This window comes from Pseudomonas sp. ADPe (genome assembly GCF_014843515.1).
Lineage (GTDB): Bacteria > Pseudomonadota > Gammaproteobacteria > Pseudomonadales > Pseudomonadaceae > Pseudomonas > Pseudomonas citronellolis.
The window spans coordinates 2,992,910-3,019,814 of sequence record NZ_CP062122.1 but is presented as its reverse complement, the minus strand read 5'-3'; the positions used below and the strand labels follow the sequence as shown (position 1 = coordinate 3,019,814).

Annotated in this window: 23 protein-coding genes; 17 read left to right on the top strand and 6 right to left on the bottom strand. The window is 68.3% G+C overall.

Annotated elements, in window-relative coordinates:
* The first annotated feature begins 193 nt into the window (after positions 1 to 193).
* From IG194_RS13735 to IG194_RS13725, 3 genes are all read left to right on the top strand, one after another.
* Complete coding sequence (locus tag IG194_RS13735; RefSeq protein ID WP_058487983.1) at positions 194 to 1,177, top strand: ABC transporter substrate-binding protein; 984 nt, start codon at positions 194 to 196, stop codon at positions 1,175 to 1,177.
* Positions 1,178 to 1,270: 93 nt separating this feature from the next.
* A complete protein-coding gene (locus IG194_RS13730) occupies positions 1,271 to 2,077 on the top strand; it encodes an ABC transporter permease (protein ID WP_009614323.1) in 807 nt (268 codons plus the stop codon).
* Complete coding sequence (locus tag IG194_RS13725; protein WP_058487982.1) at positions 2,065 to 2,898, top strand: ABC transporter ATP-binding protein; 834 nt, start codon at positions 2,065 to 2,067, stop codon at positions 2,896 to 2,898. The genes IG194_RS13730 and IG194_RS13725 overlap by 13 nt, the downstream gene beginning before the upstream one ends.
* 46 nt (positions 2,899 to 2,944) lie before the next feature.
* Here IG194_RS13725 and IG194_RS13720 read toward each other — a convergent pair whose 3' ends face one another.
* Both IG194_RS13720 and IG194_RS13715 read right to left on the bottom strand, forming a co-directional pair.
* A complete protein-coding gene (locus tag IG194_RS13720) occupies positions 2,945 to 3,415 on the bottom strand; it encodes a DUF1348 family protein (protein WP_043316011.1) in 471 nt (156 codons plus the stop codon).
* Between the two features lie 293 nt (positions 3,416 to 3,708).
* On the bottom strand, positions 3,709 to 4,701 hold the full coding sequence (locus IG194_RS13715) for a GlxA family transcriptional regulator (RefSeq protein ID WP_058487981.1): 993 nt from the start codon (positions 4,699 to 4,701) through the stop codon (positions 3,709 to 3,711).
* A 209-nt stretch (positions 4,702 to 4,910) separates the two neighbouring features.
* Between IG194_RS13715 and IG194_RS13710 the strand changes: the two genes are divergently transcribed.
* The 11 genes from IG194_RS13710 (at position 4,911) to cls (ending at position 16,461) form a co-directional block, all read left to right on the top strand.
* On the top strand, positions 4,911 to 5,849 hold the full coding sequence (locus IG194_RS13710) for a choline ABC transporter substrate-binding protein (RefSeq protein WP_058487980.1): 939 nt from the start codon (positions 4,911 to 4,913) through the stop codon (positions 5,847 to 5,849).
* A 75-nt stretch (positions 5,850 to 5,924) separates the two neighbouring features.
* Positions 5,925 to 6,809 (top strand): 3-keto-5-aminohexanoate cleavage protein, encoded by an 885-nt coding sequence (locus IG194_RS13705; protein ID WP_058487979.1) that lies wholly within the window; start codon positions 5,925 to 5,927, stop codon positions 6,807 to 6,809.
* A gap of 45 nt (positions 6,810 to 6,854) precedes the next feature.
* The gene (locus IG194_RS13700; protein ID WP_058487978.1) at positions 6,855 to 7,820 is read left to right on the top strand and encodes an L-carnitine dehydrogenase; all 966 of its coding nucleotides are present in this window, start codon (positions 6,855 to 6,857) and stop codon (positions 7,818 to 7,820) included.
* Between the two features lie 86 nt (positions 7,821 to 7,906).
* Complete coding sequence (locus tag IG194_RS13695; RefSeq protein WP_058487977.1) at positions 7,907 to 8,377, top strand: thioesterase family protein; 471 nt, start codon at positions 7,907 to 7,909, stop codon at positions 8,375 to 8,377.
* A 2-nt stretch (positions 8,378 to 8,379) separates the two neighbouring features.
* Positions 8,380 to 9,309, top strand: coding sequence for an alpha/beta hydrolase (locus tag IG194_RS13690; protein ID WP_058487976.1), 930 nt, complete (start codon positions 8,380 to 8,382; stop codon positions 9,307 to 9,309).
* 628 nt (positions 9,310 to 9,937) lie between these two features.
* A complete protein-coding gene (gene efeU / locus IG194_RS13685) occupies positions 9,938 to 10,768 on the top strand; it encodes an iron uptake transporter permease EfeU (RefSeq protein WP_043270199.1) in 831 nt (276 codons plus the stop codon).
* Positions 10,765 to 11,952, top strand: coding sequence for an iron uptake system protein EfeO (efeO, locus tag IG194_RS13680; protein WP_064987632.1), 1,188 nt, complete (start codon positions 10,765 to 10,767; stop codon positions 11,950 to 11,952). Before efeU ends, efeO (IG194_RS13680) begins: the two co-directional genes overlap by 4 nt.
* Positions 11,953 to 11,967: 15 nt before the next feature.
* Positions 11,968 to 13,245: an iron uptake transporter deferrochelatase/peroxidase subunit gene (gene efeB, locus IG194_RS13675; protein ID WP_058487974.1), complete on the top strand. Its 1,278-nt coding sequence runs from the start codon at positions 11,968 to 11,970 to the stop codon at positions 13,243 to 13,245.
* A 29-nt stretch (positions 13,246 to 13,274) separates the two neighbouring features.
* Positions 13,275 to 14,102: an iron uptake system protein EfeO gene (gene efeO, locus IG194_RS13670; protein WP_058487973.1), complete on the top strand. Its 828-nt coding sequence runs from the start codon at positions 13,275 to 13,277 to the stop codon at positions 14,100 to 14,102.
* 135 nt (positions 14,103 to 14,237) lie between these two features.
* Positions 14,238 to 14,486: a hypothetical protein gene (locus tag IG194_RS13665; RefSeq protein ID WP_009614343.1), complete on the top strand. Its 249-nt coding sequence runs from the start codon at positions 14,238 to 14,240 to the stop codon at positions 14,484 to 14,486.
* Positions 14,487 to 15,036: 550 nt separating this feature from the next.
* Positions 15,037 to 16,461 (top strand): cardiolipin synthase, encoded by a 1,425-nt coding sequence (gene cls, locus IG194_RS13660; RefSeq protein WP_009614345.1) that lies wholly within the window; start codon positions 15,037 to 15,039, stop codon positions 16,459 to 16,461.
* Between the two features lie 380 nt (positions 16,462 to 16,841).
* On the opposite strand, the gene ahpF is transcribed toward cls, so the two are convergent.
* Together ahpF and ahpC are read right to left on the bottom strand one after the other, a co-directional pair.
* On the bottom strand, positions 16,842 to 18,407 hold the full coding sequence (gene ahpF, locus IG194_RS13655) for an alkyl hydroperoxide reductase subunit F (protein ID WP_058487972.1): 1,566 nt from the start codon (positions 18,405 to 18,407) through the stop codon (positions 16,842 to 16,844).
* 135 nt (positions 18,408 to 18,542) lie between these two features.
* Positions 18,543 to 19,106, bottom strand: coding sequence for an alkyl hydroperoxide reductase subunit C (gene ahpC, locus IG194_RS13650; RefSeq protein ID WP_009614349.1), 564 nt, complete (start codon positions 19,104 to 19,106; stop codon positions 18,543 to 18,545).
* A 714-nt stretch (positions 19,107 to 19,820) separates the two neighbouring features.
* Here ahpC and xdhA point away from each other — a divergent pair.
* From xdhA to xdhC, 3 genes are read left to right on the top strand one after another with little or no spacing between them, the layout of a single operon-like run.
* Positions 19,821 to 21,245: a xanthine dehydrogenase small subunit gene (xdhA, locus tag IG194_RS13645; RefSeq protein ID WP_058487971.1), complete on the top strand. Its 1,425-nt coding sequence runs from the start codon at positions 19,821 to 19,823 to the stop codon at positions 21,243 to 21,245.
* On the top strand, positions 21,238 to 23,826 hold the full coding sequence (gene xdhB, locus IG194_RS13640; RefSeq protein ID WP_064987631.1) for a xanthine dehydrogenase molybdopterin binding subunit: 2,589 nt from the start codon (positions 21,238 to 21,240) through the stop codon (positions 23,824 to 23,826). The genes xdhA and xdhB overlap by 8 nt, the downstream gene beginning before the upstream one ends.
* Entirely contained in the window at positions 23,823 to 24,659 is an 837-nt protein-coding gene (gene xdhC, locus IG194_RS13635; RefSeq protein ID WP_058487969.1) for a xanthine dehydrogenase accessory protein XdhC, read from the top strand. Before xdhB ends, xdhC begins: the two co-directional genes overlap by 4 nt.
* Positions 24,660 to 25,401: 742 nt before the next feature.
* Here xdhC and IG194_RS13630 read toward each other — a convergent pair.
* Both IG194_RS13630 and IG194_RS13625 read right to left on the bottom strand, forming a co-directional pair.
* The gene (locus tag IG194_RS13630) at positions 25,402 to 25,992 is read right to left on the bottom strand and encodes an IMPACT family protein (RefSeq protein WP_009614359.1); all 591 of its coding nucleotides are present in this window, start codon (positions 25,990 to 25,992) and stop codon (positions 25,402 to 25,404) included.
* On the bottom strand, positions 25,989 to 26,657 hold the full coding sequence (locus tag IG194_RS13625; RefSeq protein WP_009614361.1) for a TetR/AcrR family transcriptional regulator: 669 nt from the start codon (positions 26,655 to 26,657) through the stop codon (positions 25,989 to 25,991). Before IG194_RS13625 ends, IG194_RS13630 begins: the two co-directional genes overlap by 4 nt.
* Between the last annotated feature and the right edge of the window lie 248 nt (positions 26,658 to 26,905).

The window sequence follows — 26,905 nt, the reverse complement described above, 5'->3', positions numbered from 1 at the left end:
AACGACATATTTAATAATTTTCCGAGCCTCCCGCTTCCGCCACCATCCGCCCTGTCACGTGCCGCCCGCCTTTCGGGCCCAGGGGCCACAGAGCCCATCGCCACGCACGTTCCGCTTCGCTGTGAAACCTCCGGCCACCTGGCCACTGCCGCAGTTATCCAATAACAAGCCCAACAGGCTGTGGGAGTGCTTCATGAACAAGTCCTTGCTTGCGCGTTTCACCCGTCCCCTCGCCCTCGCCGGGCTGTTCGCCGGCGCCGCCGCGACGGCCCAGGCCGGCACCCTGTCCATCGGCCATACCACCTGGGTCGGCTACGGCACCCTGTACCTGGCCCGCGACCTGGGCTACTTCAAGGAGCAGGGCCTGGACCTGCAGCTCACCCCCATCGAGGAAGCGGCGATGTACATGGCCGCCCAGGCCTCCGGGAAACTCTCCGGCTCCGCCTCGACCATCGACGAAATCCTCAAGTACCGCCCGCAGTTCTGCTTCAAGGCCGTGGCCGCGCTGGACGACAGCCATGGCGGCGACGGCGTGCTGGTGGGCAAGGACGTCACCAGCCTGGCCCAGCTCAAGGGCCAGGAAGTGGCGGTCAACGAAGGCTCGGTGTCGCAGTTCTGGCTGTCATACCTGCTGAAGAACGCCGGCATGAGCATGAGCGACATCAAGGTGCAGAACATGACCGCCGACGATGCCGCCACCGCCTTCATCGCCGGGCGCATCCCCGCCGCGGTGACCTGGGAGCCGCACCTGTCGATGGTGCGCCAGAAGCAGCAGGGCAAGGTGCTGGTGGACAGCACCAGCACCCCCGGGGTGATCGTCGACGTGGTGGCGCTGAACTGCGACGTCATCGACAAGCAGCCCGACGACGTCAAGGCCCTGGTCAAGGGCCTGTACAAGGCCGTGCAGTACACCCGGGAGCACCCGCAGGAGGCCTACGCCATCATGGCCAAGGGCGTCGGCGGCTACCTGTCCGACCCCAAGGACCTGGCCGAGGCGGCCAAGGGCGTGCGCTTCTATGACCAGGCCATGAGCGAGAAGCTCCTCGGCGCCCCCGGCAAGGCCGGCGACATCAAGGACATCATCGGCCTGGCCAACGAGACCTGGACGCAGCTGCAGGGCAAGACCTTCCAGGTCAGCTACGACGACCTGGTGGACACCCGCTTCGTCGTCCAGTGAACCCGGCGGGCCGCGCGCCCGCCCCTTCCCATCCTTCGTTCCACGAACATCCTGGCGGAAGGCTTGCGGCCGTCCGCATGGAGGTAATCCGCGATGTCACGTCCGAATAAATCCTGGCTCAACCGCTGCCTGACGCCCAAGGTCGAGCTGCCGGTGCGCCTGGTGTGGTCCGCCAGCGCCCTGTGCTGGCTGCTGGTGTTCGGCCTCTGGGCCCTGCTCTCCTACGGCGGCGTGGTGCCGGCGATGTTCCTGCCCAGCCCCGGCGCGGTGCTCGACGCCGCCGTGCGCCTGGGCCGCGACGGCACCCTGGGCACCCACGTGCTGGCCAGCGTCGAGGTGGTGATGATCGGCTTCCTGGTCTCGTCCCTGGTGGCCGTGCCCCTGGGCCTGCTGATGGGCAGCTTCCGCATCGTCCAGGCCTTCCTCGAACCGCTGGTGAACTTCATCCGCTACCTGCCGGTGACCTCCTTCGTGCCGCTGTTCATCCTGTGGATCGGCATCGGCATCGAGCAGCGCGTCACGGTGATCATCTTCGGCGTGTTCTTCCAGCAGCTGGTGATGATCGCCGACGTCTCCCGCGGCGTCGCCAAGGACCTGGTCAACGCCTCCTATACCCTGGGCTGCACGCGCCGCGACGTGGTGCTGCACGTGCTCGGCCCGGCCTCGCTGCCCGGCGTGCTGGACACCCTGCGGGTGACCATGGGCTGGGCCTGGACCTACCTGGTGGTGGCCGAGCTGGTCGCCGCCTCCAGCGGCCTGGGCTACATCAGCCTCAAGGCCATGCGCGGCTTCCAGGTGGACGTGATCTTCCTGGCCATCGCCATCATCGGCCTGCTCGGGCTGATCACCGACCAACTCTTCCGCATCCTCCGACTGAAGGTGGCCTCATGGGCGCAGTAGCAGCCATGCAACGCAACGACGCGGCCCCCGCCGCACAAGGGGCGCAGCCGGCGCGGCTGCGCGTGGACCAGGTCAGCCTGCGCTACCGCACCCCCGAGGGCGGCACCTTCGCCGCGCTGGAGAAGGTCTCCTTCGAGGTGCCGGACCAGCAGTTCGCGGTGATCGTCGGCCCCTCCGGCTGCGGCAAGTCGAGCCTGCTGTACCTCACCGCCGGGCTGTCCGAGCCCACCGAGGGCGACATCTACGTCGGCGGCCAGCGCGTCGACGGCCCCGGCGCCGACCGCGGCATGGTGTTCCAGAGCTACACCCTGTTCCCCTGGCTGACCGTGCGCGAGAACGTCGAGTTCGGCCTGAAGCGCCGCAGTCTGCCGGCCGCCGAGCGCAAGGAGATCGTCGACTACTACCTCAACGAGGTGGGCCTGGCCAACTTCGCCGGCAACTACCCCAAGCAGCTCTCCGGCGGCATGATGCAGCGCGTGGCCATCGCCCGCGCGCTGGCCAACGACCCGCAGATCCTGCTGATGGACGAGCCCTTCGGCGCCCTCGACAGCCAGACGCGCATGCAGATGCAGAAGCTGCTGCTGCGCGTGTGGGACCACAGCAAGAAGACCGTGGTGTTCGTCACCCACGACATCGACGAAGCCATCCTGCTGGGCGACCGCGTCTACGTCATGGGCGCCCGCCCGGGGCGCATCAAGCGCATCCTCGACGTGCCCATCGAGCGCCCGCGCTCGCTGGACATGGTGATGGACCGCCAGTTCATCGAGATGAAGCGCGAAATCCTCGGGCTGCTCCACGACGACCTGGAAGAGGCGCACTGAAAGCCCACCGCGGGGGCGCGGCGCCCGCCTCGCCCCCGCGGCCGGTTCACAGCCCCAGGTCGCTCAGCGACGGGTGATCGTCCGGGCGCCGGCCCAGCGGCCAGCGGAACAGCCGCTCGTCCTCGCTGATGGGCAGGTCGTTGATGCTGGCGTGGCGTTCGACCATCAGGCCCTGCTCGTCGAAGGCCCAGTTCTCGTTGCCGTAGGAACGGAACCAGTTGCCCGAGTCGTCGTGCCACTCGTAGGCGAAGCGCACGGCGATGCGCTCGCCGGTGAAGGCCCAGAGCTCCTTGATCAGCCGGTAGTCCAGTTCGCGGCGCCACTTGCCGGTGAGAAACTCGACGATCTGCACGCGGCCACGGATGAAAGTGGAGCGGTTGCGCCAGGTGCTGTCCGGGCTGTAGGCCAGGGACACGCGCTGTGGGTCGCGGCTGTTCCAGCCATCCTCGGCGGCGCGCACCTTCTGGATGGCGGTCTCGCGGGTGAAGGGCGGCAGGGGTGGGCGGGCTTCGCTCATGATGGGGGCTCCTGGGGTGGGGGTTCTGGTCATGGTGCGCCTGGGGTGACTGTGGAGGAATGACACGGGTCCCACGGATGTTGCCAAGGCGCCGAACGGCTTTTCGTAGGAGCTCGCGAACGGTGCTCACCTGGGGCTTCGGTGCTCGTCCTGGAGAGCGCCCTCTCCCTAACCCTCTCCCTGAAGGGAGAGGGGACCGTTCGGAGTGCGCTGATATTTCGGTGTTAGCCGGCTTGTACCGAGTGTCCGACTAATACCAAATCCTTTCTCGGCACAGACTGCCCCCTCTCCCTTCAGGGAGAGGGCTGGGGAGAGGGGCTCTTGGAAACACTCACCGAAGCCCCACCCGCAAACACCCCCCGATCCTCCCGCGGACAAACCCCGAACCTGGCCCGATAACTCCGCGACAGATACGAAGGCGACTCGAACCCACAGGCCAGCCCCACCTCCAGCACGCTCATCTCCGTCTGCCGCAACAGCTGCCGGGCCTTGTCCAGGCGCAAGCCGAGGTAGAAGTTCGACGGCGTGTCGTTCAGGTGCAGGCGGAACAGGCGCTCCAACTGGCGGCGGGTGACCTGGATGCGCTCGGCCAGGTCCAGGGTGGAGAGCGGCGGCTCGGTGTGCCTTTCCATCTCGCCCAGCACTTGGATCAGCTTCTTGTTGGTCACCCCGTAGCGCGTCGCCAGTTGCAGGCGCTGGTGATCCTGGCGGGTGCGGATGCGCCCGACCACGAACTGCTCGGAAACCTGCACCGCCAGCTCCGGGCCCTGGGCGCGGGCGATCAGGTCGAGCATCAGGTCGATGGACGCCGTGCCGCCGGCGGAGGTGATCCGCGAACCGTCGATCTCGAACAGCTCCTGGGTCGCCTGCAACTGTGGATAAGTCTCCCGGAAGGCGTCCAGCGCCTCCCAGTGCAGCGTGCAGCGATGGCGGTCGAGCAGCCCGGCCTCGGCGAGGACGAAGCTGCCGGTGTCGATGCCGCCGAGGGTCACGCCCTCGCGGTCGAGGCGGCGCAGCCAGTGCAGCAGCGCCGGGGTGCAGGCCTGCAGCGGGTCGAAGCCGGCCACCACGAACAGCGTGTCGCCGCGGCCCAGGGCCTGCAGGGCGCCGTCGGCGTTCATCGACATGCCGCTGCTGGCCAGCACCGGGCCACCGTCGACGCTCAGCAGGTGCCAGCGGTAGAGCCCGCCGCGGAAGCGGTTGGCGACGCGCAGCGGCTCCACGGCGGAGATGAACCCCATCAGGGAAAAACCGGGCAGCAGGAGGAACCAGAAGTCGTTCGACATGGCCTCATCCAGGTGATTCGGGCGGCGATCCACCGATATGGAACATTTGTCCGGCCCTGGCAATGGCCGAGGTCGCCAGCGTGCAAGTGCAGGTCGCCGGAGTGCGATTTTCCGTCGCGGGCCGTGCGTAATTTGAACACCAGCCACCGCCGCGCGGGGCCATGACACAACAACGATAACCATTGCCGCAAAGGCCTTGAGGAGAAGTCATGAAGCTATCGATCAAAGCGGGCGCCTGCGCCGCGCTGTTCACCCTGGTCAGCAGCGCCTGGGCCGCCGAGCCGGCGTCGTGCCAGAACGTGCGCATGGGCTCGGTGAACTGGACCGACGTGGTGGCCAGCAGCGCCGTGGCCGAGGCCCTGCTCGACGGCCTGGGCTACAAGGTCAAGCAGACCAGCGCCTCGCAGCAGATCATCCTGGCCGGCATGGCCGACAAGCAGCTCGACGTCTTCCTCGGCTACTGGCAGCCGACCATGCAGCCGGTGGCCAAGCCCTACCTGGACAAGCAGCAGATCGAAGTCATCACCCCGGCCACCCTGGGCGATGCGCAATCCACCTACGCGGTGCCCACCTACGTCTACGACGGCGGCCTGAAGACCTTCGCCGACATCGCCAAATTCCGCGACAAGCTGGACAACAAGATCTACCTGATCGAGCCGGGCAGCGGCTCCAACCGCATCACCGCGGACATGATCGCCAAGGACAAGTTCGGCCTGAAGGGCTTCCAGGTCGTCGAATCCAGCGAGGCCGGCATGCTCACCGCGGTCAAGCGCGCCATCAAGCGCCAGCAGTGGGTAGTGTTCTTCGGCTGGAAACCGCACCCGATGAACCTGCAGATCGACATGAAATACCTCACCGGCAGCGACGACGTGTTCGGCCCCAACGAAGGCGCCGCCACCGTCTCCATCATGACCGCCGCCGGCTACCAGGCGCAGTGCGGCAACGTCGCCAAGCTGCTGCACAACCTGCGCTTCAGCAGCCAGCAAGTCAGCCAGGTGATGGAGCCCATCCTCGACCGCAGCCAGCCGCTGGACGCCGCCCGCGCCTGGCTCAAGGCCCATCCCGACCAGCTCAAGGCCTGGCTCGACGGGGTGACCACCTTCGACGGCAAGCCGGCCGAGCCCGCCTTCGTCGCCAGCCTGAAGTAAGCCAATAACGCCCCACCCTTGCGCGGCCCGCCCGCCGCGCAGGGACTCCGCATGCCTAAAGAAAGGACAGCCACCGTGAACCATGAAGTCATAGTCACCTGCGCGGTGACCGGCGCCGGCGACACCGTCGGCAAGCACCCGGCCATCCCCGTCACCCCCAAGGAAATCGCCGCCGCCGCCATCGAGGCGGCCAAGGCCGGCGCCACCGTGGCCCACTGCCACGTGCGCGACCCGCAGACCGGCAAGCCCAGCCGCGACGTGAACCTCTACCGCGAAGTGGTGGAGCGCATCCGCGAAAGCGACACCGACGTCATCATCAACCTCACCGCCGGCATGGGCGGCGACCTGGAGATCGGCAAGGGCGAGCAGCCCCTGGAATTCGGCGCCGGCACCGACCTGGTCGGCCCGCTGGAGCGCCTGGCCCACGTCGAGGCGCTGCTGCCGGAGATCTGCACCCTGGACTGCGGCACCCTGAACTTCGGCGACGGCGACTTCATCTACGTCTCCACCCCGGCCCAGCTGCGCGCCGGCGCCAAGCGCATCACCGAACTGGGGGTGAAGGCCGAGCTGGAAATCTTCGATACCGGCCACCTGTGGTTCGCCAAGCAGATGCTCAAGGAAGGCCTGCTGGAAGACCCGCTGATCCAGATCTGCCTGGGCATCCCGTGGGGCGCGCCGGCCGACACCACCACCATGAAGGCCATGGCCGACAACATCCCCGAAGGCATCACCTGGGCCGGCTTCGGCATCGGCCGCTCGCAGATGCCCATGGTCGCCCAGGCCATGCTGCTGGGCGGCAACGTGCGGGTGGGCCTGGAAGACAACATCTGGCTGGACCGCGGCGTGCACGCCAGCAACGGCAGCCTGGTGGAACGCGCCATCGAGATCATCGAACGCCTCGGCGGCCGCGCCCTGACCCCGGCCGAGGGGCGCAAGAAGATGAACCTCAAGCCCCGCTGACCCGGAACCGCATACGTCCTACGAAATTTCCCGCTGGAGCCCTTCATGTCCTACATCACCGAAATCAAGACCTTCGCCGCCCTCGGCAGCGGCGTCATCGGCAGCGGCTGGATCGCCCGCGCCCTGGCCCACGGCCTCGACGTGGTCGCCTGGGACCCGGCGCCGGGCGCCGAGGCCGCCCTGCGCCAGCGCGTGGCCAACGCCTGGCCGGCGCTGCAGAAGGCCGGGCTGGTGCCCGGCGCATCCCAGGAACGCCTGAAGTTCGTCGACACCATCGAGGAATGCGTGCGCGACGCCGACTTCATCCAGGAAAGCGCCCCCGAGCGCCTGGACCTGAAGTGCGAGCTGCACGCCAGGATCAGCGCCGCCGCCAAGCCCGACGCGCTGATCGGCTCCAGCACCTCGGGCCTGCTGCCCAGCGAGTTCTACGCCGACGCCACGCACCCCGGGCGCTGCGTGGTCGGCCACCCGTTCAACCCGGTGTACCTGCTGCCGCTGGTGGAAGTGGTGGGCGGGCAGAAGACCGACCCGGCGGCCATCCAGGCAGCCATCGCGGTCTACCGCAGCCTGGGCATGCGCCCGCTGCACGTGCGCAAGGAAGTCCCCGGCTTCATCGCCGACCGCCTGCTCGAAGCGCTCTGGCGCGAGGCCCTGCACCTGGTCAACGACGGCGTCGCCAGCACCGGCGAGATCGACGACGCCATCCGCTTCGGCGCCGGCCTGCGCTGGTCGTTCATGGGCACCTTCCTGACCTACACCCTGGCCGGCGGCAACGCCGGGATGCGCCACTTCATGGCCCAGTTCGGCCCGGCCCTGCAACTGCCCTGGACCTACCTGCCGGCGCCGGAACTGACCGAATCGCTGATCGACAAGGTGGTCGAAGGCACCACCGAGCAGCAGGGCAAGCGCAGCATCGCCGAGCTGGAACGCTACCGCGACGACTGCCTGCTGGCAGTGCTCGGCGCCATCAAGGACACCAAGGCCCGCCACGGCTTCGCCTTCGTGGATTAACCTCGGACTATCCGCCCACTCCGAACCGCCCCCTCTCCCGCTTGCGGGAGAGGGCTGGGGAGAGGGGCTCTGTCGGAAGCGCACCCATGCCCACCCTGAAAACCTACGAAACCCCGGTACTGGCCGAGTGGACCGACTACAACGGCCACCTGCGCGACGCCTACTACCTGCTGATCTTCAGCTACGCCACCGACGCCCTAATGGACCACCTGGGCCTGGACAGCGCCGGCCGCGAGGCCAGCGGCCACTCGCTGTTCACCCTGGAGGTGCACCTGAACTACCTGCACGAGGTGAAGCAGGGCGAGCCGGTGGAAGTGCGCACCCAACTGCTGGCCCACGACCGCAAGCGCCTGCACGTGCACCACACGCTGCACCGCCCCGGCGAGGACGAACCGCTGGCGGCCAGCGAACAGATGCTGCTGCACGTGAGCCTGGACGGCCCGCGCTCGGCGCCCTTCGAGGGCGTGGTGCTGGAGCGCGTGCTGGCCCTGGCCGAGGCGCACCGCGACCTGCCGCAGCCGGCGCACGTCGGCCGGATGATCGGCCTGCCGGGCTGAGCATGGCGCGCGAGTACCCGCTGTCCGCCGGCATGGCGGACTTCGTCGCGCGTACCCGCGCCTTCGCCAGCGCCGATCCCTCACTGGCGGCGCAGCGCAAGGCCTACTCGCGCATGGCCGCCGCCTTCACCCCGCCGCGCCCACCGGGCCTGCGGGTGAGCGACCTGGCCCTGGTCGGCCTGCCGCCGCTGCGCCTGTTCCGCCCGGCGGGCACACCGCCGGCAACGGGCTGGGCAGCGGTGCTGTTCCTCCACGGCGGTGGCTGGATGCTCGGCGACCTCGACTCCCACGCCTTCTTCTGCGCCGAACTGGCCGCCCGCCTGGGCCTGCTGGTGCTGGCGGTGGACTACCGGCTGGCCCCGGAACACCCCTTCCCTGCCGCCTTGCAAGACAGCCTGGCAGCCTGGCGCGCCCTGCGCGACGGCGCGCTGGACGAACCCCTCGACCGCACCCGCCTGGCGGTGGCCGGCGACAGCGCCGGCGGCAACCTGGCCGCCGCTCTGTGCCTGGCCCTGCGCGATGCGGGCGAGCCGCAGCCGCGGGTTCAGGTGCTGGTCTATCCGGCGCTGGGTGACGAGGCTACGGATTCGCGAGTCGAGTGTGCGGATGCGCCGCTGTTGTCCGCTGCTGACATGCGGGCGTGCATCGATGCCTATTTGCCTGATCCATTGCAACGGCATCGGCCTCTCGCCTTGCCTTTGCGGGCCCATGATTTCGCGGGATTGGCGCCAGCATTCGTGGGTGTGGCCGAGTTCGATCCGTTGCGGGATGACGGGCGGCGCTACGCCGAGCGACTGCGCAGGGATGGGGTAGAGGTGGACTATTTTCCCGGCCCGGGGTTGGTCCACGGCTGCCTGCGGGCACGGGAGCTGGCGGAGGTGGATAGGTTGTACGAGGCACTGTTCGAGGCGCTGGCCCGGCGTCTGGATTGAGCGCAGGCGGTTTTTCGCTTTTCGTAGGAGCGAGCTTGCTCGCGAATGGCGCTCTGCTGGTCAGGTTCGGTGCATATCCTGAAGAACGCCCTCTCCCTAACCCTCTCCCTGAAGGGAGAGGGGACCGTTGGGCAGATGCTGATGTTCTGGAGTCAGCCGGCAACACCGAAGGTTTCCGGCTGAAACCATCACTTCTCTCGGCACGGACAAGCCCCCTCTCCCTTCAGGGAGAGGGTTGGGGAGAGGGAGCGGAGTCAACCCAGCGTGCCAGTACCACCGGGAGACCTGGTTCGCGAGCAAGCTCGCTCCTACGAAAAGCCAACCAGGACGAACAAAAAAATCCCCCACCGCGCCCGACGCGCGACAGGGGACGAAAGCGAGCCGTCAAGGCTCCCAGTGTGACAAGCACCTACTTCGGTATCGACCGCAGCGGCATGGCTCCAGTGTGGCGGCTTCGCCAACTTCGGGTTTGCCGAAAACGACGTGCGCGTATCCGCCGCGGACAGGCAACGAAACTAGGCACGGCCCCTTAAGCAATCCTTAAGGCGACGACATCGAGAATCCTTCTTGTTTGCATTCTCAGCCGCCGCCGACCCCCGCGCCGCGCGGCCCTGCCCCAGGTGAAACCATGCTGGTCCCCTTCCTGATCATGCTCCGCGAGGGCATGGAGGCCGCGCTCATCGTCGGCATCATCGCCAGCTACCTGCGCCGCACCGGGCGCGCGCACTGGATGCCGGCGGTGTGGATCGGGGTGTTCCTCGCCGCCGCCCTGGCGCTGTTCGTCGGCGCCGGGCTGGAGCTGGCCAGCGCCGAGTTCCCGCAGAAGCAGCAGGAACTGTTCGAAGCCCTGGTGGGCCTGGCCGCGGTGGCCATCCTGACCTCCATGGTGTTCTGGATGCGCAAGATGGCGCGCTCCATCAAGGGCGAGCTGCAGGCCGCGCTGGACCAGGCCTTCCACTCCCGCCACCAGGGTTATGCACTGATCGCTATGGTGTTCCTCGCCGTGGCCCGCGAGGGCCTGGAGACGGTGTTCTTCCTGCTCGCCGTGTTCCAGCAGAGCGACGGCCCCGGCGCGCCGCTGGGGGCGCTGCTCGGCCTGGCGCTGGCGGTGGCCCTGGGCTACGGCATCTACAGCGGCGGCGTGCGCCTGAACCTGGCGCGCTTCTTCCGCTGGACCGGGCTGTTCATCCTGGTGGTGGCCGCCGGCATCCTCGCCAACGCGGTGCGCTCGCTGCACGAGGCCGGAGTCTGGAACCTGCTGCAGGCGCCCCTGTGGGACAGCGGCGCCAGCCTGCCCGAGGACGGCGCCCTGGGCTCGCTGCTGGCCGGGCTGTTCGGCTACCAGCAGAGCCCCACCCTGAGCACCCTCGGCGCCTGGCTGGCCTACCTGGCGCTGAGCCTGACGCTGTTCTTCCTGCCGCCGCGCCCCGCGGCCCCTGCCCGGAGCACCGCCGAATGAGCCTGCCGGAACCCCAGCCGCCGGTGGGCGCCCGCCGCCTGCTGCTCAACGCCGCGGTGGCGGCCTCGGCGGCGCTGGCCGTGCTCGCCGCGGCGGCCTTCTACTACGCCGCGCGCCACGCCCACCAGGCCAAGCTGGAAAACGACGAAGTGCAGGTCACGGTGCTGCCCCACGGCTGCCAGCCCAACGCCCTGAGCGTGCCGGCCGGGCAGGCGCGCTTCCGCATCCTCAACCGCTCCGACCGCGCGGTGGAGTGGGAAATCCTCGACGGCGTGATGGTGGTGGAGGAACGCGAGAACATCGCCCCGGGCATGAGCCAGTCGCTCTCGGCCTACCTCGCCCCCGGCGACTACCAGGTCACCTGCGGCCTGCTCAGCAACCCCCACGGCAGCCTGCACGTCACCCCCAGCGCGGCCGCCAGCGCCGCCCAGCAGGCGCGCTCGCCGCTGCTGGACTTCGTCGCCCCGCTGGCCGAATACCGCGTCTACCTGGCCGGCCAGCTGCGCCAGCTGCAACGCGCCCTGGATGCCCTGCGCCAGGCCCTGGCGGCCAACGACCTCGGCGCCGCCCGCACGCACTACCTGGAAGGCCGCGCCGCCTACCAGCGCATCGCCGCCAGCGCCCAGCGCCTGGCCGAGCTGGACAACCGCATCGCCCCGCGCGCCGACGCCTTCGAACAGCGCGAGCAGGACCCGGCCTTCGGCGGCTTCCACCGCATCGAGTACGGCCTGTTCGCCCAGGACTCGACCGCCGGCCTGGCGCCAGTCGCCACGCAACTGCAGGCCGACGTCGCCGCCCTGAAGGACGCCCTCATGGCCCAGTCGCTGCCGCCCGAGCAGCTCTCCGGCAACACCGCTCGGCTGCTGCGCAACCTGGCCAAGCAACGCGTGAACGGCGACGAGGAACGCTACAGCCACAGCGACCTGGCCGGCTTCGCCGCCAACCTGGAAGGCGCGCGCAAGGTCATCGACCTGTTGCGCCCGCTGCTGCAACGCAAGGCCGCCGAACTGCCCGCGCGCCTGGACGCCGCCACCGCGGCGCTCGACACCGGCCTCGCGCAACTGGCCGGCAAGCCCTACGACCAGGTCACGGCCGCCCAGCGCCAGCAGCTGGCCGCCGCGGCCGCCCGCCTGGCCGAGGCGCTGGACGCCGTGGCGCCGGCCCTGGGCCTGGCCCAACCCTGATCCGAGGAAGTACCGATGCACAGTAACGACGACAGCCCCGCCAACGCCCAACGCCGCCGCGTGCTGCTCGGCCTCGGCGCCGCCGGCATGGCCCTGGCCGGCGCCAGCCTGGCGGGCCCGGCGCGGGCCGCCGACACCGCGGCCGTCACCCACGCGCCGGCCAGCGAACGCACCCAGGAGCGCAACGCCTGGTTCGGCCGCCACCAGCCGGGCATCGTCACGCCGCGCCCGGCGGCCGGGATGATCGTCGCCTTCGACGTGCTGGCCAGCGACCGCGCCGGCCTGGAGCGGCTGTTCCGGGTGCTCGACGAGCGCATCCGCTTCCTCATGGCCGGCGGAGCGGTGCAGCAGGTCGACCCCAAGCTGCCGCCGCTGGACTCGGGCATCCTCGGCCCGGTGGTGATCCCGGACAACCTGACCGTCACCGTCTCGGTGGGCGACTCGCTGTTCGACGAGCGCTTCGGCCTGGCGGCGCGCAAGCCACGCCACCTGCAACCCATGGCCGGCTTCCCCAACGACGCCCTGGACCCGGCGCGCTGCCACGGCGACCTGTGCCTGCAGTTCTGCGCCAACACCCCGGACACCAACATCCACGCCCTGCGCGACATCGTGAAGAACACCCCGGACCTGCTGCTGGTGCGCTGGAAGCAGGAAGGCAGCGTGCCGGTGCAGCCCAGCCGCCCCGGCCAGCCCACCGAGAGCGCGCGCAACTTCCTGGGCTTCCGCGACGGCTCGGCCAACCCCGACTCCAGCGACGAGGCGGCCATGCGCCGCATCGTCTGGGTGCAGCCCGGCAGCGGCGAGCCGGCCTGGACGGCGGGCGGCAGCTACCAGGCGGTGCGCATCATCCGCAACTTCGTCGAACGCTGGGACCGCACGCCGCTGCAGGAGCAGGAAAGCATCATCGGCCGGATCAAGGCCAGCGGCGCGCCCCACGACGGCCGGGTGGAAACCGACGTGCCGGACTACGCCCGCGACACCGAGGGCAAGCGCACGCCGCTGGACGCCCACATCCGCCTGGCCAACCCGCGCACCGCGCAGAGCCAGGCCAACCTCATCCTGCGCCGGCCGTTCAACTACTCCAACGGCGCGGCCAGCAACGGCCAGTTGGACATGGGCCTGCTGTTCATCTGCTACCAGGCGGACCTGGCGCGCGGCTTCATCGCCGTGCAGACGCGCCTGAACGGCGAGCCGCTGGAGGAATACCTGAAGCCCCAAGGCGGCGGCTACTTCTTCGTCCTGCCGGGGGTCACCGGGCCGGACGACTTCCTCGGCCGCAGCCTGCTGGCCTGAACGACGACAACGCACTGGAGCCATCGGACATGAAACGCACCTCCCTCGCCCTGCTGTTCAGCCTCGGCCTGCTCGCCGCGCCGCTGGCCACCTTCGCCGCCACCGGCTCGCCGCTGGACCTGGTCGGCCCCATCGCCGACTACAAGCTCTACGTCACCGACAACCTCGACGAGCTGGTCAAGCGCACCCAGCAGTTCACCGATGCGGTGAAGCAGGGCGACCTGGCCACGGCGAAGAAGCTCTACGCGCCGACCCGCGTGTTCTATGAGTCGATCGAGCCGGTGGCCGAGCTGTTCAGCGACCTGGACAGCGCCATCGACTCCCGCGAGGACGACCACGAGAAGAAGGTCGACGCCCCGGACTTCACCGGCTTCCACCGCATCGAGTACGGCCTGTTCAGCAAGAACAGCACCGAAGGCCTGGGCCCGCTGGCCAACAAGCTGATGGCCGACGTGCACGAGCTGCGCAAGCGCGTGGAAGGCCTGCCCTTCCCGCCGGAGAAGGTAGTGGGCGGCGCCGCCGCGCTGATGGAGGAAGTCGCCGCGACCAAGGTCAGCGGCGAGGAAGACCGCTACAGCCACACCGACCTGTACGACTTCCAGGGCAACGTCGACGGCGCCAAGAAGATCGTCGAGCTGTTCCGCCCGCAACTGGCCAAGCAGGACCCGGCCTTCGTCGCCAAGGTGGAGAAGAACTTCGCCACGGTCGACGGCATCCTCGCCAAGTACAAGACCAAGGACGGCGGCTACCAGACCTACGACAAGCTCAGCGCCAAGGACCGCAAGGCCCTGGCCGGGCCGGTGAATACCCTGGCCGAGGACCTTTCGACCATGCGCGGCAAGCTGGGCCTGAACTAAAGCCGGTCGCGGGCCGTCCCGGTCGGAAAACGACCTGCTCTTGCCTGTGAAGGACACTCCGCCGGCCGGGTGCTTGCGCCAGGCCGGCGCTGTTCCGAGAATCCGGGGAAGCCCAACCTCACGGAGGACTCCGCGATGATGCACGCCGACCTGATCGACCAGGACGATTTCCGCGAACGCCTGCAGGCGCTGGGCTTCGCCGTTCCGCCGGACGTCACCGCGGAACAGGCCTGCGAATACGCGGTGCGCGCCCTCACCCCCGAACGCTCCATGGCCCTGCGCCGGCTGGTGGAGGAGATGCTGGGCGGCAACGCGACGCTGCTGCCGGCGGTGCGCGAGGCGATTTCGCGGCAGCTGCTGCCGGCGTTGGTGCCAAGGCCCTGATTCGCTCTCTTCACTCTTCGTAGTAGCGAGCTTGCTCGCGAACGGTGTTCTGCCGGTAGCTTCGGTGCTTATCCTGAAGAGCGCCCTCTCCCTAACCCTCTCCCTGAAGGGAGAGGGGACCGTTCGGAGCGTGTGGATATTCCCGAGTTAGCCGGCAGCTCTGTGGTTTCCAGCTGAAACCCTTCCTCCTCTCGGCACGAACAAGCCCCCTCTCCCTTCAGGGAGAGGGCTGGGGAGAGGGCAACGGGTGGGCCAGAACACCCCAAACCACCGGCTTCTCCCAAATCACCTAGCCCGCCGCCCGGTTGAACCACCCCGTTCGGCAACCAAGGCCAAACGGCGGATAACGCGGAGCGTTATTCGCCCTACGCCGCTTTCCCCCGCAATAGGCCAGGGTCGTGCCATGGTTCCCCGCCGGAGTCCCCCATGAGCGCGCTGCGCCTGGGCAGGGCCTACGAAACCTGGCGTGGCGAACTGCCGGGATGGCCGCGGCCCCCCGAGCGAGGCTAAGCTGCGCTAACACGCACGGCAGAAGGACTCGTTCGCGCGCATGCATTACTCCGCCTACATCGCCCATTTCCTGGTGGCCATCCAGATCCTCGGCGTGGTCGCCGCCGTCCACGCGGTGCTCACCGTGCGTACCGCGCAGGGCGCCATCGCCTGGGCCATTTCCCTGGTGTTCATGCCGCTGCTCACCCTGCTGCCCTACCTGGTGTTCGGCCGCAGCCGCTTCGACGCCTACATAGGCGCGCGGCGCCAGGCCAACGAGGAGATGCACCTGGCCGCCGCCGAGCTGGACTGGCGGCCCTGGGTGGAAGAGGCCCTTACGGCAAGCCAGTCGGAGAACTACAAGGCGCTCAAGGCCCTGACCGCGCTGGCGCGCATGCCGACCCTGGCGAACAATCACGTGCGCCTGCTGGTCAACGGCAAAGCCACCTTCGACGCCATCTTCGAGGCCATCGCCCAGGCCAGGCAGGTGGTGCTGGTGCAGTTCTTCATCGTCCGCGACGACGCCCTCGGCCAGCGCCTGGCGCAGCTGCTGCTGGAGCGCGCGGCCAACGGCGTGGAAGTCTTCCTGCTCTACGACGCCATCGGCAGCCACGGCCTGCCCGGGCGCTACGTCGAGCGCCTGCGCGCCGGCGGCGTGCAGGTGCAGGCCTTCAGCACCGGCCACGGGGCGATCAACCGCTTCCAGCTGAACTTCCGCAACCACCGCAAGGTGGTGGTGGTCGACGGCCTGCGCGGCTTCGTCGGCGGGCACAACGTCGGCGTCGAATACCTGGGCGAGAAGCCGCCGCTGTCGCCCTGGCGCGACACCCACGTGGAACTGCGCGGCCCGGCCGTGGCCTGCCTGCAGGAGTGCTTCGCCGAGGACTGGTTCTGGGCCACCCACGCCCTGCCCACCCTGCTGCTGCCGGACAGCTACGACGAGCAGGGGGTGATCTGCCAGGTGCTGGCCAGCGGCCCGGCGGACAAGCAGGAAACCTGCTCGCTGTTCTTCGTCGAGATGATCAACGCGGCCAGCGAAAGGGTGTGGATAACCACCCCGTACTTCATCCCCGACGAGGCGGTCAGCTCGGCCCTGCGCCTGGCCGCGCTGCGCGGCGTGGACGTGCGCATCCTGCTGCCCTCGCGCCCGGACCACCGCACCGTCTACGCCGCCTCCAGCCTCTACGCCCAGGACGCGGTGCGCGCCGGGGTGAAGGTGTACCGCTACCAGCCGGGCTTCCTGCACCAGAAGGTGGTGCTGGTGGACCACGACTGCGCCGCGGTGGGCAGCGCCAACCTGGACAACCGCTCGTTCCGGCTGAACTTCGAGATCATGCTGGTGACGGTGGACGAAGCCTTCGCCCGCGACGTGGAGAGCATGCTGCTGGCGGATTTCGAGCAGGCGGTGGAGCTGGGCACGGAGCGCAGCGGGCAGTTGCAGCAGTTGGGGATGCGGGTGGCGCGGTTGGTTTCGCCGATTCTTTGAAGGTTGCGGGCTGGAGGCTAGAGGCTGGAGGCTTTTCGTAGGAGCGAGCTTGCTCGCGAACAAGGTGTTCGCCGGTGGTTTCTGGTGTGGCGGGGATGCCGCTGCCCTCTCCCTAACCCTCTCCCTGAAGGGAGAGGGGACCGTTCGGAGCGCGCTGACACTTCGGCGTTAGCCGGCTTGCACCGAGCACCCGGCTGACAGCAAATCCCCTCTCGGCACGGACAAGCCCCCTCTCCCTTCAGGGCGGGGCGCGCAGCCGAGGGCTGGGGAGAGGGAACCCAACTCAACCCCGAACACCATCGACCCCAGACAAAACACCCCAAAAAGAAAAACGCCCAGCTCACTCAAGTGAGCCGGGCGCTTCTACTAGCGCAAGGTCATCAAGCCGGCGCAGAACTACGGATCAGGTGATCGAAGGCCGACAACGAAGCCTTCGCCCCCTCGCCCACCGCAATCACGATCTGCTTGTACGGCACCGTAGTCACGTCACCGGCGGCGAAGATACCCGGCAGCGAAGTCTCGCCGCGCGCATCGACGATGATCTCGCCGCGCGGGGTCAGCTCGACGCTGCCCTTGAGCCACTCGGTGTTCGGCAGCAGGCCGATCTGCACGAAGATGCCCTCCAGCTCCACCGACTTGAACTCTTCCGAGTTGCGGTCCTTGTAGACCAGGCCGGTGACTTTCTGGCCGTCGCCCTTCACTTCGCTGGTCAGCGCGCTGGTGATCACGTCCACGTTCGGCAGGCTGTACAGCTTGCGTTGCAGCACGGCGTCGGCGCGCAGCTTGCTGTCGAACTCCAGCAGGGTCACGTGGGCGACGATGCCGGCCAGGTCGATGGCCGCCTCGACGCCGGAGTTGCCGCCGCCGATCACCGCCACGCGCTTGCCCTTGAACAGCGGGCCGTCGCAGTGCGGGCAGAAGCACACGCCCTTGGCCTTGTATTCCTGCTCGCCGGGCACGCCCATCTCGCGCCAGCGGGCGCCGGTGGCGAGGATCACGGTCTTGGCCTTGAGGCTGCCGCCGCCCTCGAACTTCACTTCGTGCAGCTCGCCGGCATTCTTCGCCGGGACCAGCGCGCTGGCGCGCTGCAGGTTCATGATGTCGACCTCGTACTGCTTCACGTGCTCTTCCAGCGCGCGGGCCAGTTTCGGGCCTTCGGTCTCTTTCACCGAGATGAAGTTCTCGATGGCCATGGTGTCCAGCACCTGGCCGCCGAAGCGCTCGGCGGCGACGCCGGTGCGGATGCCCTTGCGCGCAGCGTAGATGGCCGCCGAGGCGCCAGCCGGGCCACCGCCCACCACCAGCACGTCGAAGGCTTCCTTGGCGGCCAGCTTCTCGGCTTCGCGAGCGGCGGCGCCGGTGTCGATCTTGGCGAGGATTTCCTCCACGCCCATGCGGCCCGCGCCGAAGACTTCGCCGTTCAGGTAGATGCTCGGCACCGACATGATCTGGCGCTTTTCCACCTCGTCCTGGAACAGCGCGCCGTCGATGGCGACGTGGCGGATGTTGGGGTTGAGCACCGCCATCAGGTTCAGCGCCTGGACCACGTCCGGGCAGTTCTGGCAGGACAGCGAGAAGTAGGTTTCGAACTCGAACCGGCCCTGGATGCCCTTGACCTGCTCGATGACTTCGGCCTCGAGCTTGGACGGGTGGCCGCCGACCTGCAGCAGGGCCAGCACCAGGGAGGTGAATTCGTGGCCCATGGGGATACCGGCGAAACGCAGGCCGATGTCCGCCCCCGGGCGGTTCAGCGAGAAGGACGGCTTGCGTTCGTCGCTGCCGTCTTCGCGCAGGGTGATCTTGTCGGTCAGGCCGACGATGTCGTGCAGCAGTTCGCTCAGCTCGCGGGATTTGTCGCTGTCATCGAGGGACGCGACTATCTCGAACGGCTGGGTGACCTTTTCCAGGTAGGCCTTCAACTGGGTCTTAAGATTGGCGTCCAACATGAATTCAGCTCCTACGAAATTCGGGCAAAAGGGTTCCCGCGGCGGACGCTGTGCGTCCGCCCTGCACGCTTGCGGGTAGGCTTTGGGCAGGACGGGCGGCCCTTGTGGGGGCCGTCCGCCGGGGGAGGGTGTTACTTAGATCTTGCCGACCAGGTCCAGGGAGGGAGCCAGGGTCTTCTCGCCTTCTTTCCACTTGGCCGGGCAGACTTCGCCCGGGTGAGCGGCGGTGTACTGGGCGGCTTTCAGCTTGCGCAGGGTCTCGGACACGTCACGGGCGATCTCGTTGCTGTGGATCTCGACGGTTTTGATGACGCCTTCCGGGTTGATCACGAAGGTGCCGCGCAGGGCCAGGCCTTCTTCCGGGATGTGCACGCCGAAGGCGTTGGTCAGCTGGTGGGTCGGGTCGCCGATCAGCGGGAACTGGGCCTTGCCCACGGCCGGGGAGGTTTCGTGCCAGACCTTGTGGGAGAAGTGGGTGTCGGTGGTGACGATGTAGACTTCGGCGCCAGCGTCGCGGAAGGCGGCGTAGTTGTTGGCGGCGTCTTCGATCTCGGTCGGGCAGTTGAAGGTGAAGGCTGCCGGCATGAAGATCAGGACCGACCACTTGCCCTTCAGGGACTGCTCGGTGACTTCGATGAACTTGCCGTTGTGGAAGGCGTTGACCTTGAACGGTTGGACTTGGGTGTTGATCAGGTTCATTCGGCATTCCTCGTAGAGATGGGTTGATCGAATTGGTTATGAAATTCGACGTGGGCAAGATTATCCACTATTAGCCCGGATGGCCCATTGATTTAGGCCATCAAACAAATTGGCTTTCTCTATCAGCGGACTTATAAAAGGAAGAGCACCGCTATCGATGAGCGATGCCATCCTCCATCCTGCACAACCGACACGACCGCCTCGTGACAGCTCGGTGCCCGGCCTTCCACGGCTGCCCCAGGGACACCGGGGCTAACCGCGCGAACGAGGTAGACCAGCGCATCCTGGGCGAAGAGCATCTTCCCGACCAACGGCAGCCCGCAAGCCATCAGCCGCAGCGGAGATGCCGGTGCGGGCCATGACCTATGCACCGTCGTAGGATGGCGTTGAGCGAAGCGATACCCATCGCCGCAACCGCAAGGGTTTCGCAAGCTCAACCCATCCTACGAAAAGCGTTCACACCGCAGCGCTCCGCCTGAGGCCTGTAAGCACGGCCGCCAGGGGCTGTGGGCATGGGCGGGCTTCACCAGTGGCGGGGGCCGAAGCAGTTTCCTGGCCAGCTGGTCAAAAAGCGCCGCAAGCCTATGCTTTGCTTATGGAGCCGGCCCTTTCGGCTGGCAGAGTTCGTGCATTACCTGACCACATGGACAGCTTTTCCGCCGCGTCAGGCCCGCCCCCGGCAGGCGCCGCGAGCGCGCTCCAGCGAGGTTACGCATGATTCAGTTCCTGCTCGACGACGAGCTGCGCCAGGTGGACGGCCTGGCGCCGGAAACGAGCCTGCTCGACTACCTGCGCACCCAACTGGGGCGCACCGGCACCAAGGAAGGCTGCGCCTCCGGCGACTGCGGCGCCTGCACCCTGGTGCTCGCCGAACCCGACGGCGAGGGCCTGCGCTACCGCGCGGTGAACGCCTGCATCACCCCGCTGGGCTCGCTGCACGGGCGCCAGCTGCTGACGGTGGAAAGTCTCGCCGAAGGCGAACGCCTGCACCCGGTGCAGCAGGCCATGGTCGACTGCCACGGCGCGCAGTGCGGCTTCTGCACCCCGGGCATCGTCATGTCGCTGTTCGCCTGGCGCCACGCGGCCTGCGCCCACGACCGCGAGAGCGCGCTGACGGCCCTTTCCGGCAACCTGTGCCGCTGCACCGGCTACCGGCCGATCTTCGAAGCCGCCAGGCGCATCGCCGGCGACACGCACAGGGATCGCTTCAGCGACGCCGAACGCGCCACCGCCGAACGCCTGCGCGCCCTGCCCGCCGGTGCCAGCCTGGACGACGGCGAACAGCACGCCTGGCTGCCCACCACGCTGGAAGAACTGGACACCCTGTTGATGAACTATCCACAGGCGCGCCTGGTGGCCGGCGCCACCGACCTGGCCCTGGAAGCGACCCAGGCGCTGAAGCGCTTCCCGCAGTTGATCCACCTGGAGCGCGTGGCCGAGCTGCGCCGCCTGGAAGAACACCCCGATCACCTGCTGATCGGCGCCGCGCGGCCCTATGCCGACTGCCTGGAGGCCCTGCGCGCCTTCCCCGGCGTGCCCGAGCTGCTGGAACGCCTGGGCTCGCTGCAGATCCGCCAGCGCGGCAGCCTCGGCGGCAACATCGCCAACGCCTCGCCCATCGGCGACATGCCGCCGGTGCTGCTGGCCCTGGATGCGCGCCTGCGTCTACGCCGCGCCAGACAGCTGCGCGAAATCGCCATCGACGGCTTCTTCACCGGCTACCGGCAGACCGTGCTGCAGCCGGGGGAATACATCGAGGCGATAGTTATCCCCAGGTTGAGGGAAGGCCAGCTGTTCCGTGTGGACAAAGTCTCCAAGCGCCGCGACGACGACATCTCCGCCGTGTGCCTGGCCCTGCGCCTGGACTTCGACGAGCAGGGCCTGGTGCGCGAGGCGCGCCTGGCCTGCGGCGGCATGGCCGCCACCCCGCTGCGCGGCCGCCGCAGCGAGGCCGCGCTGGTCGGCCGGGCGTTCGACGCCGCCGCCGTGGCCGCGGCCCAGGCCGCCCTGGCCGAGGACTTCCAGCCCATCGACGACCTGCGCGCCAGCGCCGCCTATCGCCTGAAGGTGGCGCAGAACCTGCTGCAACGCGCATTAGTGGAATACACGGCAACCCCTGCGGAGGTGCGCCATGCGTAGCCTGCCTCCCCTGGCCGCCAACGGCGGCGCCAGCGAAACCCGCAGCGCCGGCCAGGCCCGGCCCCACGACAGCGCCGAGCTGCACGTCAGCGGCGCGGCGCGCTACGTCGATGACATCAAGGAACCGCGCGAGCTGCTGCACGCCGCCGTCGGCCTCACGGACATCGCCTGCGGGGTTATCCACAAGCTGGACCTGGAGGCTGTGCGCAACGCCCCCGGCGTGGTCGCCGTGCTGACCCTGGACGACGTGCCCGGCCACACCGACATCGGCCCGGTGTTCCCCGGCGACCCGCTGCTGGCCGGCGAACGGGTGAAGTACCACGGTCAGGCGCTGTTCGCCGTGGCCGCGCAAACCCAGCTGCAAGCCCGCCGCGCCGTGCGCCTGGCCAAGGTGGAATACGCCGAGGAACAGCCGCTGCTGGACCCGCTGCGGGCCAAGGCCGAGGAACGCTTCGTGCGCCCGCCGCACTTCATGCGCCGCGGCGACGCCGAGCACGGCCTGGCCGCCTCGCCCTACGTGCTGCAGGCCAGCCAGTTCGTCGGCGGCCAGGAGCACTTCTACCTCGAAGGCCAGGTGTCCATGGCGCAGCCCACGGACGACGGCGGCATGTTCGTGTTCACCTCCAGCCAGCACCCCAGCGAGGTGCAGAAGCTGGTGGCCGAGGTGCTGGCCATCCCCCTGGCCAAGGTCACCGTGGAAGTGCGGCGCATGGGCGGCGGCTTCGGCGGCAAGGAAACCCAGGCCGCGCCCTGGGCCTGCCTGGCCGCGCTGCTGGCGCGCAAGACCGCGCGCGCAGTGAAGCTGCGCCTGCCGCGCGCCGACGACATGCGCGCCACCGGCAAGCGCCACCCCTTCCACAACCGCTACCGCGTGGGCTTCGACGCCGAGGGCCGGCTGCTCGCCGCGCAACTGGAAGTGGTGGGCGACTGCGGCCACTCGCCGGACCTCTCCGACGCCATCGTCGACCGCGCCATGTTCCACGCCGACAACGCCTACTTCATCCCCGACGTGGCCGTGGCCGGCTACCGCAGCTTCACCAACATCGTTTCGCACACCGCCTTCCGCGGCTTCGGCGGGCCCCAGGGGATGATGCTGATCGAACGCGCCATGGACGACATCGCCCGCGCCGTCGGCCAGGACCCGCTGGACGTGCGCAAGCTCAACCTCTACGGCGGCAGCGGCCGCGACCTCACGCCCTACCACCAGCGCGTGGAACACAACCTGCTGGGCGAGCTGATCGAACGCCTGGAAGCCAGCAGCGACTATCGCGCCCGCCGCGCCGCCATCACTGCCTATAACGCAGGCAGCCCGGTGCTGAAGCGCGGCCTGGCGCTGACGCCGGTGAAGTTCGGCATCAGCTTCACCGCCCAGCACCTGAACCAGGCCGGCGCGCTCATCCACCTGTACACCGACGGCAGCATCCAACTGAACCACGGCGGCACCGAGATGGGCCAGGGCCTGAACGTCAAGGTGGCGCAGATAGTCGCTGAGGAATTCCAGGTGCCGCTGGAGCGCGTGAGCATCACCGCCACGCGCACCGACAAGGTGCCCAACACCTCGCCCACCGCGGCTTCCAGCGGCACCGACCTGAACGGCATGGCCGCCCGCGACGCGGCCCGCACGCTGAAGGCGCGGCTGGCGGAATTCCTCGCCGCGCGCGAGGGCGTGGCGCCGCAGGAAGTGCGCTTCGCCCACGGCCAGGTGCAAGTCCGGGACAAGGCGCTGGACTTCGCCGAGGTGGTACAGGCCGCCTACTTCGCGCGGGTGCAGCTGTCGGCCACCGGCTTCTACCGCACGCCGAAGATCCACTACGACCGCGAGACCGGCCAGGGCCGGCCGTTCTTCTACTTCGCCTACGGCGCGGCGGTGTCCGAGGTGGAAGTGGACAGCCTGACCGGCGAATACCGCCTGCTGCGGGTGGACATCCTCCACGACGTGGGCCGCAGCCTGAACCCGGCCATCGACATCGGCCAGATCGAGGGCGGCTTCGTCCAGGGCATGGGCTGGCTGACCAGCGAGGAACTGAAGTGGGACGCCAAGGGCCGCCTGCTCACCACGGGGCCGGCGACCTACAAGATCCCGGCGGTGAGCGACGTGCCGGAAGACTTCCGCGTGGCCCTGTTCGACCGGCCCAACGAGGAGGACAGCGTGTACCTGTCCAAGGCGGTGGGCGAGCCGCCGTTCATGCTGGCCATCTCGGTATGGTCGGCCCTGCGCGACGCCATCGCCAGCCTGGCGGACTACCGGGTGAGCCCGGCGCTGGATACGCCGGCCACGCCGGAGCGGGTGTTGTGGGCGTGCGAGGCGTTGAAGGGGTGGGCTGTGGATGGTTCGCTGGAAGACGCGGCATGCCCTCACCCTAGCCCTCTCCCGGAGGGAGAGGGGACCGTTTCGCGTGAAGCGAAACAACGGAGTCAGCCGGACACTGTGGATAAATCTCCAGCGCCATTACTTTCCCGCCACACCGAAGCAGCCCCCTCTCCCTTCAGGGAGAGGGCTGGGGAGAGGGAACCCACCTCACCGCCAGCACAGAAGTACCCAACCAACACCAGCAACCCACCCCAGGAGCCCACCCCATGACCCCCACCTGGATGGACGCCATCGCCCGCCTGCGCGACGGCGCCGAGCCCTACGTGCTGGTCACCATCATCGGCGTGCAGGGCTCCACCCCGCGCGAGGCCGGCTGCAAGATGCTGGTCACCGCCGACGCCTGCTACGACACCATCGGCGGCGGCCATCTGGAACTGGCCGCCACCGAGCACGCCCGCCAGCTGCTGCTGGCCGGCAAGGACGCGCAGAGCCTGGAGCACTTCCCCCTCGGCGCGCGCCTGGGCCAGTGCTGCGGCGGCCGCGCCAGCCTGCTGTTCGAATGCTTCGCGGTGCGCGGGCCGCAGGTGCTGCTGTTCGGCGCCGGGCATGTCGGCCGCGCCCTGGCGCCGCTGCTGGCCGGGCTGCCGCTGCGCCTGGAATGGGTGGACAGCCGCGCTGCGGAATTCCCCGCCGAGTTACCCACAGGGGTGCGCTGCAGCCTGCTGGACGAGCCGCTGGAAGCTGTGGATAAGGCCGCGCCGGGCAGCTACTACCTGATCATGACCCACAACCACCCGCTGGATTACGCCCTGGCCGAAGCCGTACTGAAACGCGGCGACGCCGGCTTCCTCGGCATGATCGGCTCGCGCACCAAAGCCCAGCGCTTGCGCATGCGCCTGGAGCAGCGCGGCTTTTCCCCAGCCGCCATCGAATCCCTGCACTGCCCCATCGGCCTGCCCGAGGTGCCCGGCAAGCGCCCGCTGGAAGTGGCCATCGCCGTGGCCGCCCAGGTCATCGCCCGCTACCACCAGGACGCCCCGCCGCGCACCACGCGCAGCGGCGTCGAATGGAAAGCCCTGTGCAGCGAGGCAAACCACACGTAGGGCGAATAACCGCGAACGGTTATTCGCCCTACGTTCCTGTTATCCACTGTTGAAAAGTGCTTTTCGCTGTCCACAGGCAGCAGGCTTCCACAGGGAGCCTCCATGGTCGCTTTTTTGCCTCGCCGATTTGTGGATACCTTTCTGCAGCCCAGCAATTCCGGGGATTTTTGCTCAAATAACGTACAGTTTTCGCCAGCCGGCGGCGGTTCTGGCATGGGAAGTTTTCCCCAGAGGATATCCACAGCACTGTCCACGGCCTCTGTGAGCAATCCACTCGCCCATCCGTGGAAAACCTCGATTCCACCGGCTTCTCCCCGCTCCTTCCCCTGCCCTGCATAAGTGCCGCCCATGGCACAGTTTTCCACCAGGATATTCACAGCTTGCCAAGGGCTTATACCGGACTTGTCCAGGCCCCTTTTCCGAGGCTTCAAGACCTGGCCTAAGCCCTTGATTGGCGCGGCTTTCAGCCCGCTACAGAACAAAAAACGTACAGCCTCGCGCAGCCCCCGGAATGCCTGCTTCCGGGGCCTTCATCGACAGTTTTTCCACAGCCTTGCCCACGCTATCCGGGGATAGCCGAAAACGGCCTTTTCCGCCGTTTGCACAAATTCTGCGCAATACTGCGCAAGCCATGGCTGGCGTGGCCTGGAAAGGGGGGGGACACAGTTTGTCCACAGGATGCCACACAGGAACCGGGGACAAAAACCCGCGTCCGCTGGAAAAGCCCTGGGGATAATTGCCTTCAGTCGTCGAGGCGGGTGGCCTGGATGCGGCCGCGGCTGAGGTCGCCGAGCAGGCGTTGCAGCTCCTCGACCTTCGCATCGGCCAGGCTCAGGCGGATATCCACACCCTCGGCGCCGTAGGCTTCGTCCTCGATGCCGGCGCCCAGGGCGAGGATGCGCGCCTTGAGCAGCGCGTGCTCGGCGAAGCCGCAGGCGAAGGCCAGGCGGCTGCTGGGCACCAGTTCGATGCGCGCGGCGTCCTGCAGGCACTTGGCCGCGCAGCCGCCGTAGGCGCGGGCCAGGCCGCCGGTGCCGAGCTTGATGCCGCCGAACCAGCGGCTGACCAGCACCACCACGCGGTCCATGGCCTGGCCCTCGATGGCCGCGAGCATCGGCCGCCCGGCGGTGCCGCCGGGTTCGCCGTCGTCGCTGAAGCGGTATTGCGCGCCGAGCTTCCAGGCCCAGCAGTTGTGCCCGGCGCTGGTGTCGCGGTGGGCGGCGAGGAAGGCCTGGGCCTCGGCCTCGCTGGCGATGGGCGCGGCCAGGCAGGTGAAGCGGCTCTTGCGGATTTCCTCGGCGTAGCTGGCCGGGCCGGCGAGGGTGAAGCTCATGCCGTGGCCGGCGGCGTCAGCCCGCAGCCCTTGAGGATGATGCGGATGAGGTTGTCGGCGGCGTCGTTGAAGTCCTGCCGGGACATGCGCTTGCGCCCGGTGACGAAGGCGATCTGGGTGGCGAAGTCGGCGTAATGCTGGGTGCTGCCCCAGAGCAGGAAGATCAGGTTGACCGGGTCCACCGGGTCCATCTTGCCGGCGGCGATCCAGGCCTCGAACACCGCGGCGCGGCCGCGGAACCAGGCGCGGTAGTCCTGGTTGAAGTGGCTGCTCAGGCACTGCCCGCCGCTGATGATCTCCATGGCGAAGATGCGCGAGGCCAGCGGGTGGCGGCGGGAGAACTCCATCTTGGCGCGGATGTAGCCGGCCAGGGCGGTGGCCGGGTCGTCCTCGGCGGACAGGTGGTTGAAGGTGCTGTCCCAGAGGTCGAGGATGTTGCCCAGCACTGCGGTGTAGAGTCCCAGCTTGTTGCTGAAGTAGTAGTGCAGGTTGGCCTTGGGCAGGTCGGCGCGCAGGGCGATGGCGTTCATGCTGGTGCCCTTGAAGCCGTGGCGGGCGAACTCTTCTTCGGCGGCGGCGAGGATGACTTCCTCGTTCTTCTGGCGAATGCGGCCGGCGGGCTTGTCGGCGCCTTCGGCAAGGTGGGCTGGCACTGGGAAAGTCATACGGCGTATCCATGGCTTCAGCGAAAGGGCGAAGCATGGATAACCCAGGCGGGGCGGGGGATTCAAGCGAATCCGGCGTTTTTCCCGCGGTGCACCGCAACGGGGCGGGGGAATGCCCCGCAGGGGCATGAGGAACGCCGACGTAGGATGGGTTGAGCGCAGCGATACCCATCGCCACGCCCGCATGGGTTTCGCCAAGGCTCAACCCATCCTACGAAGAGCCCGCCCTGAAACATCCAGAAACACCA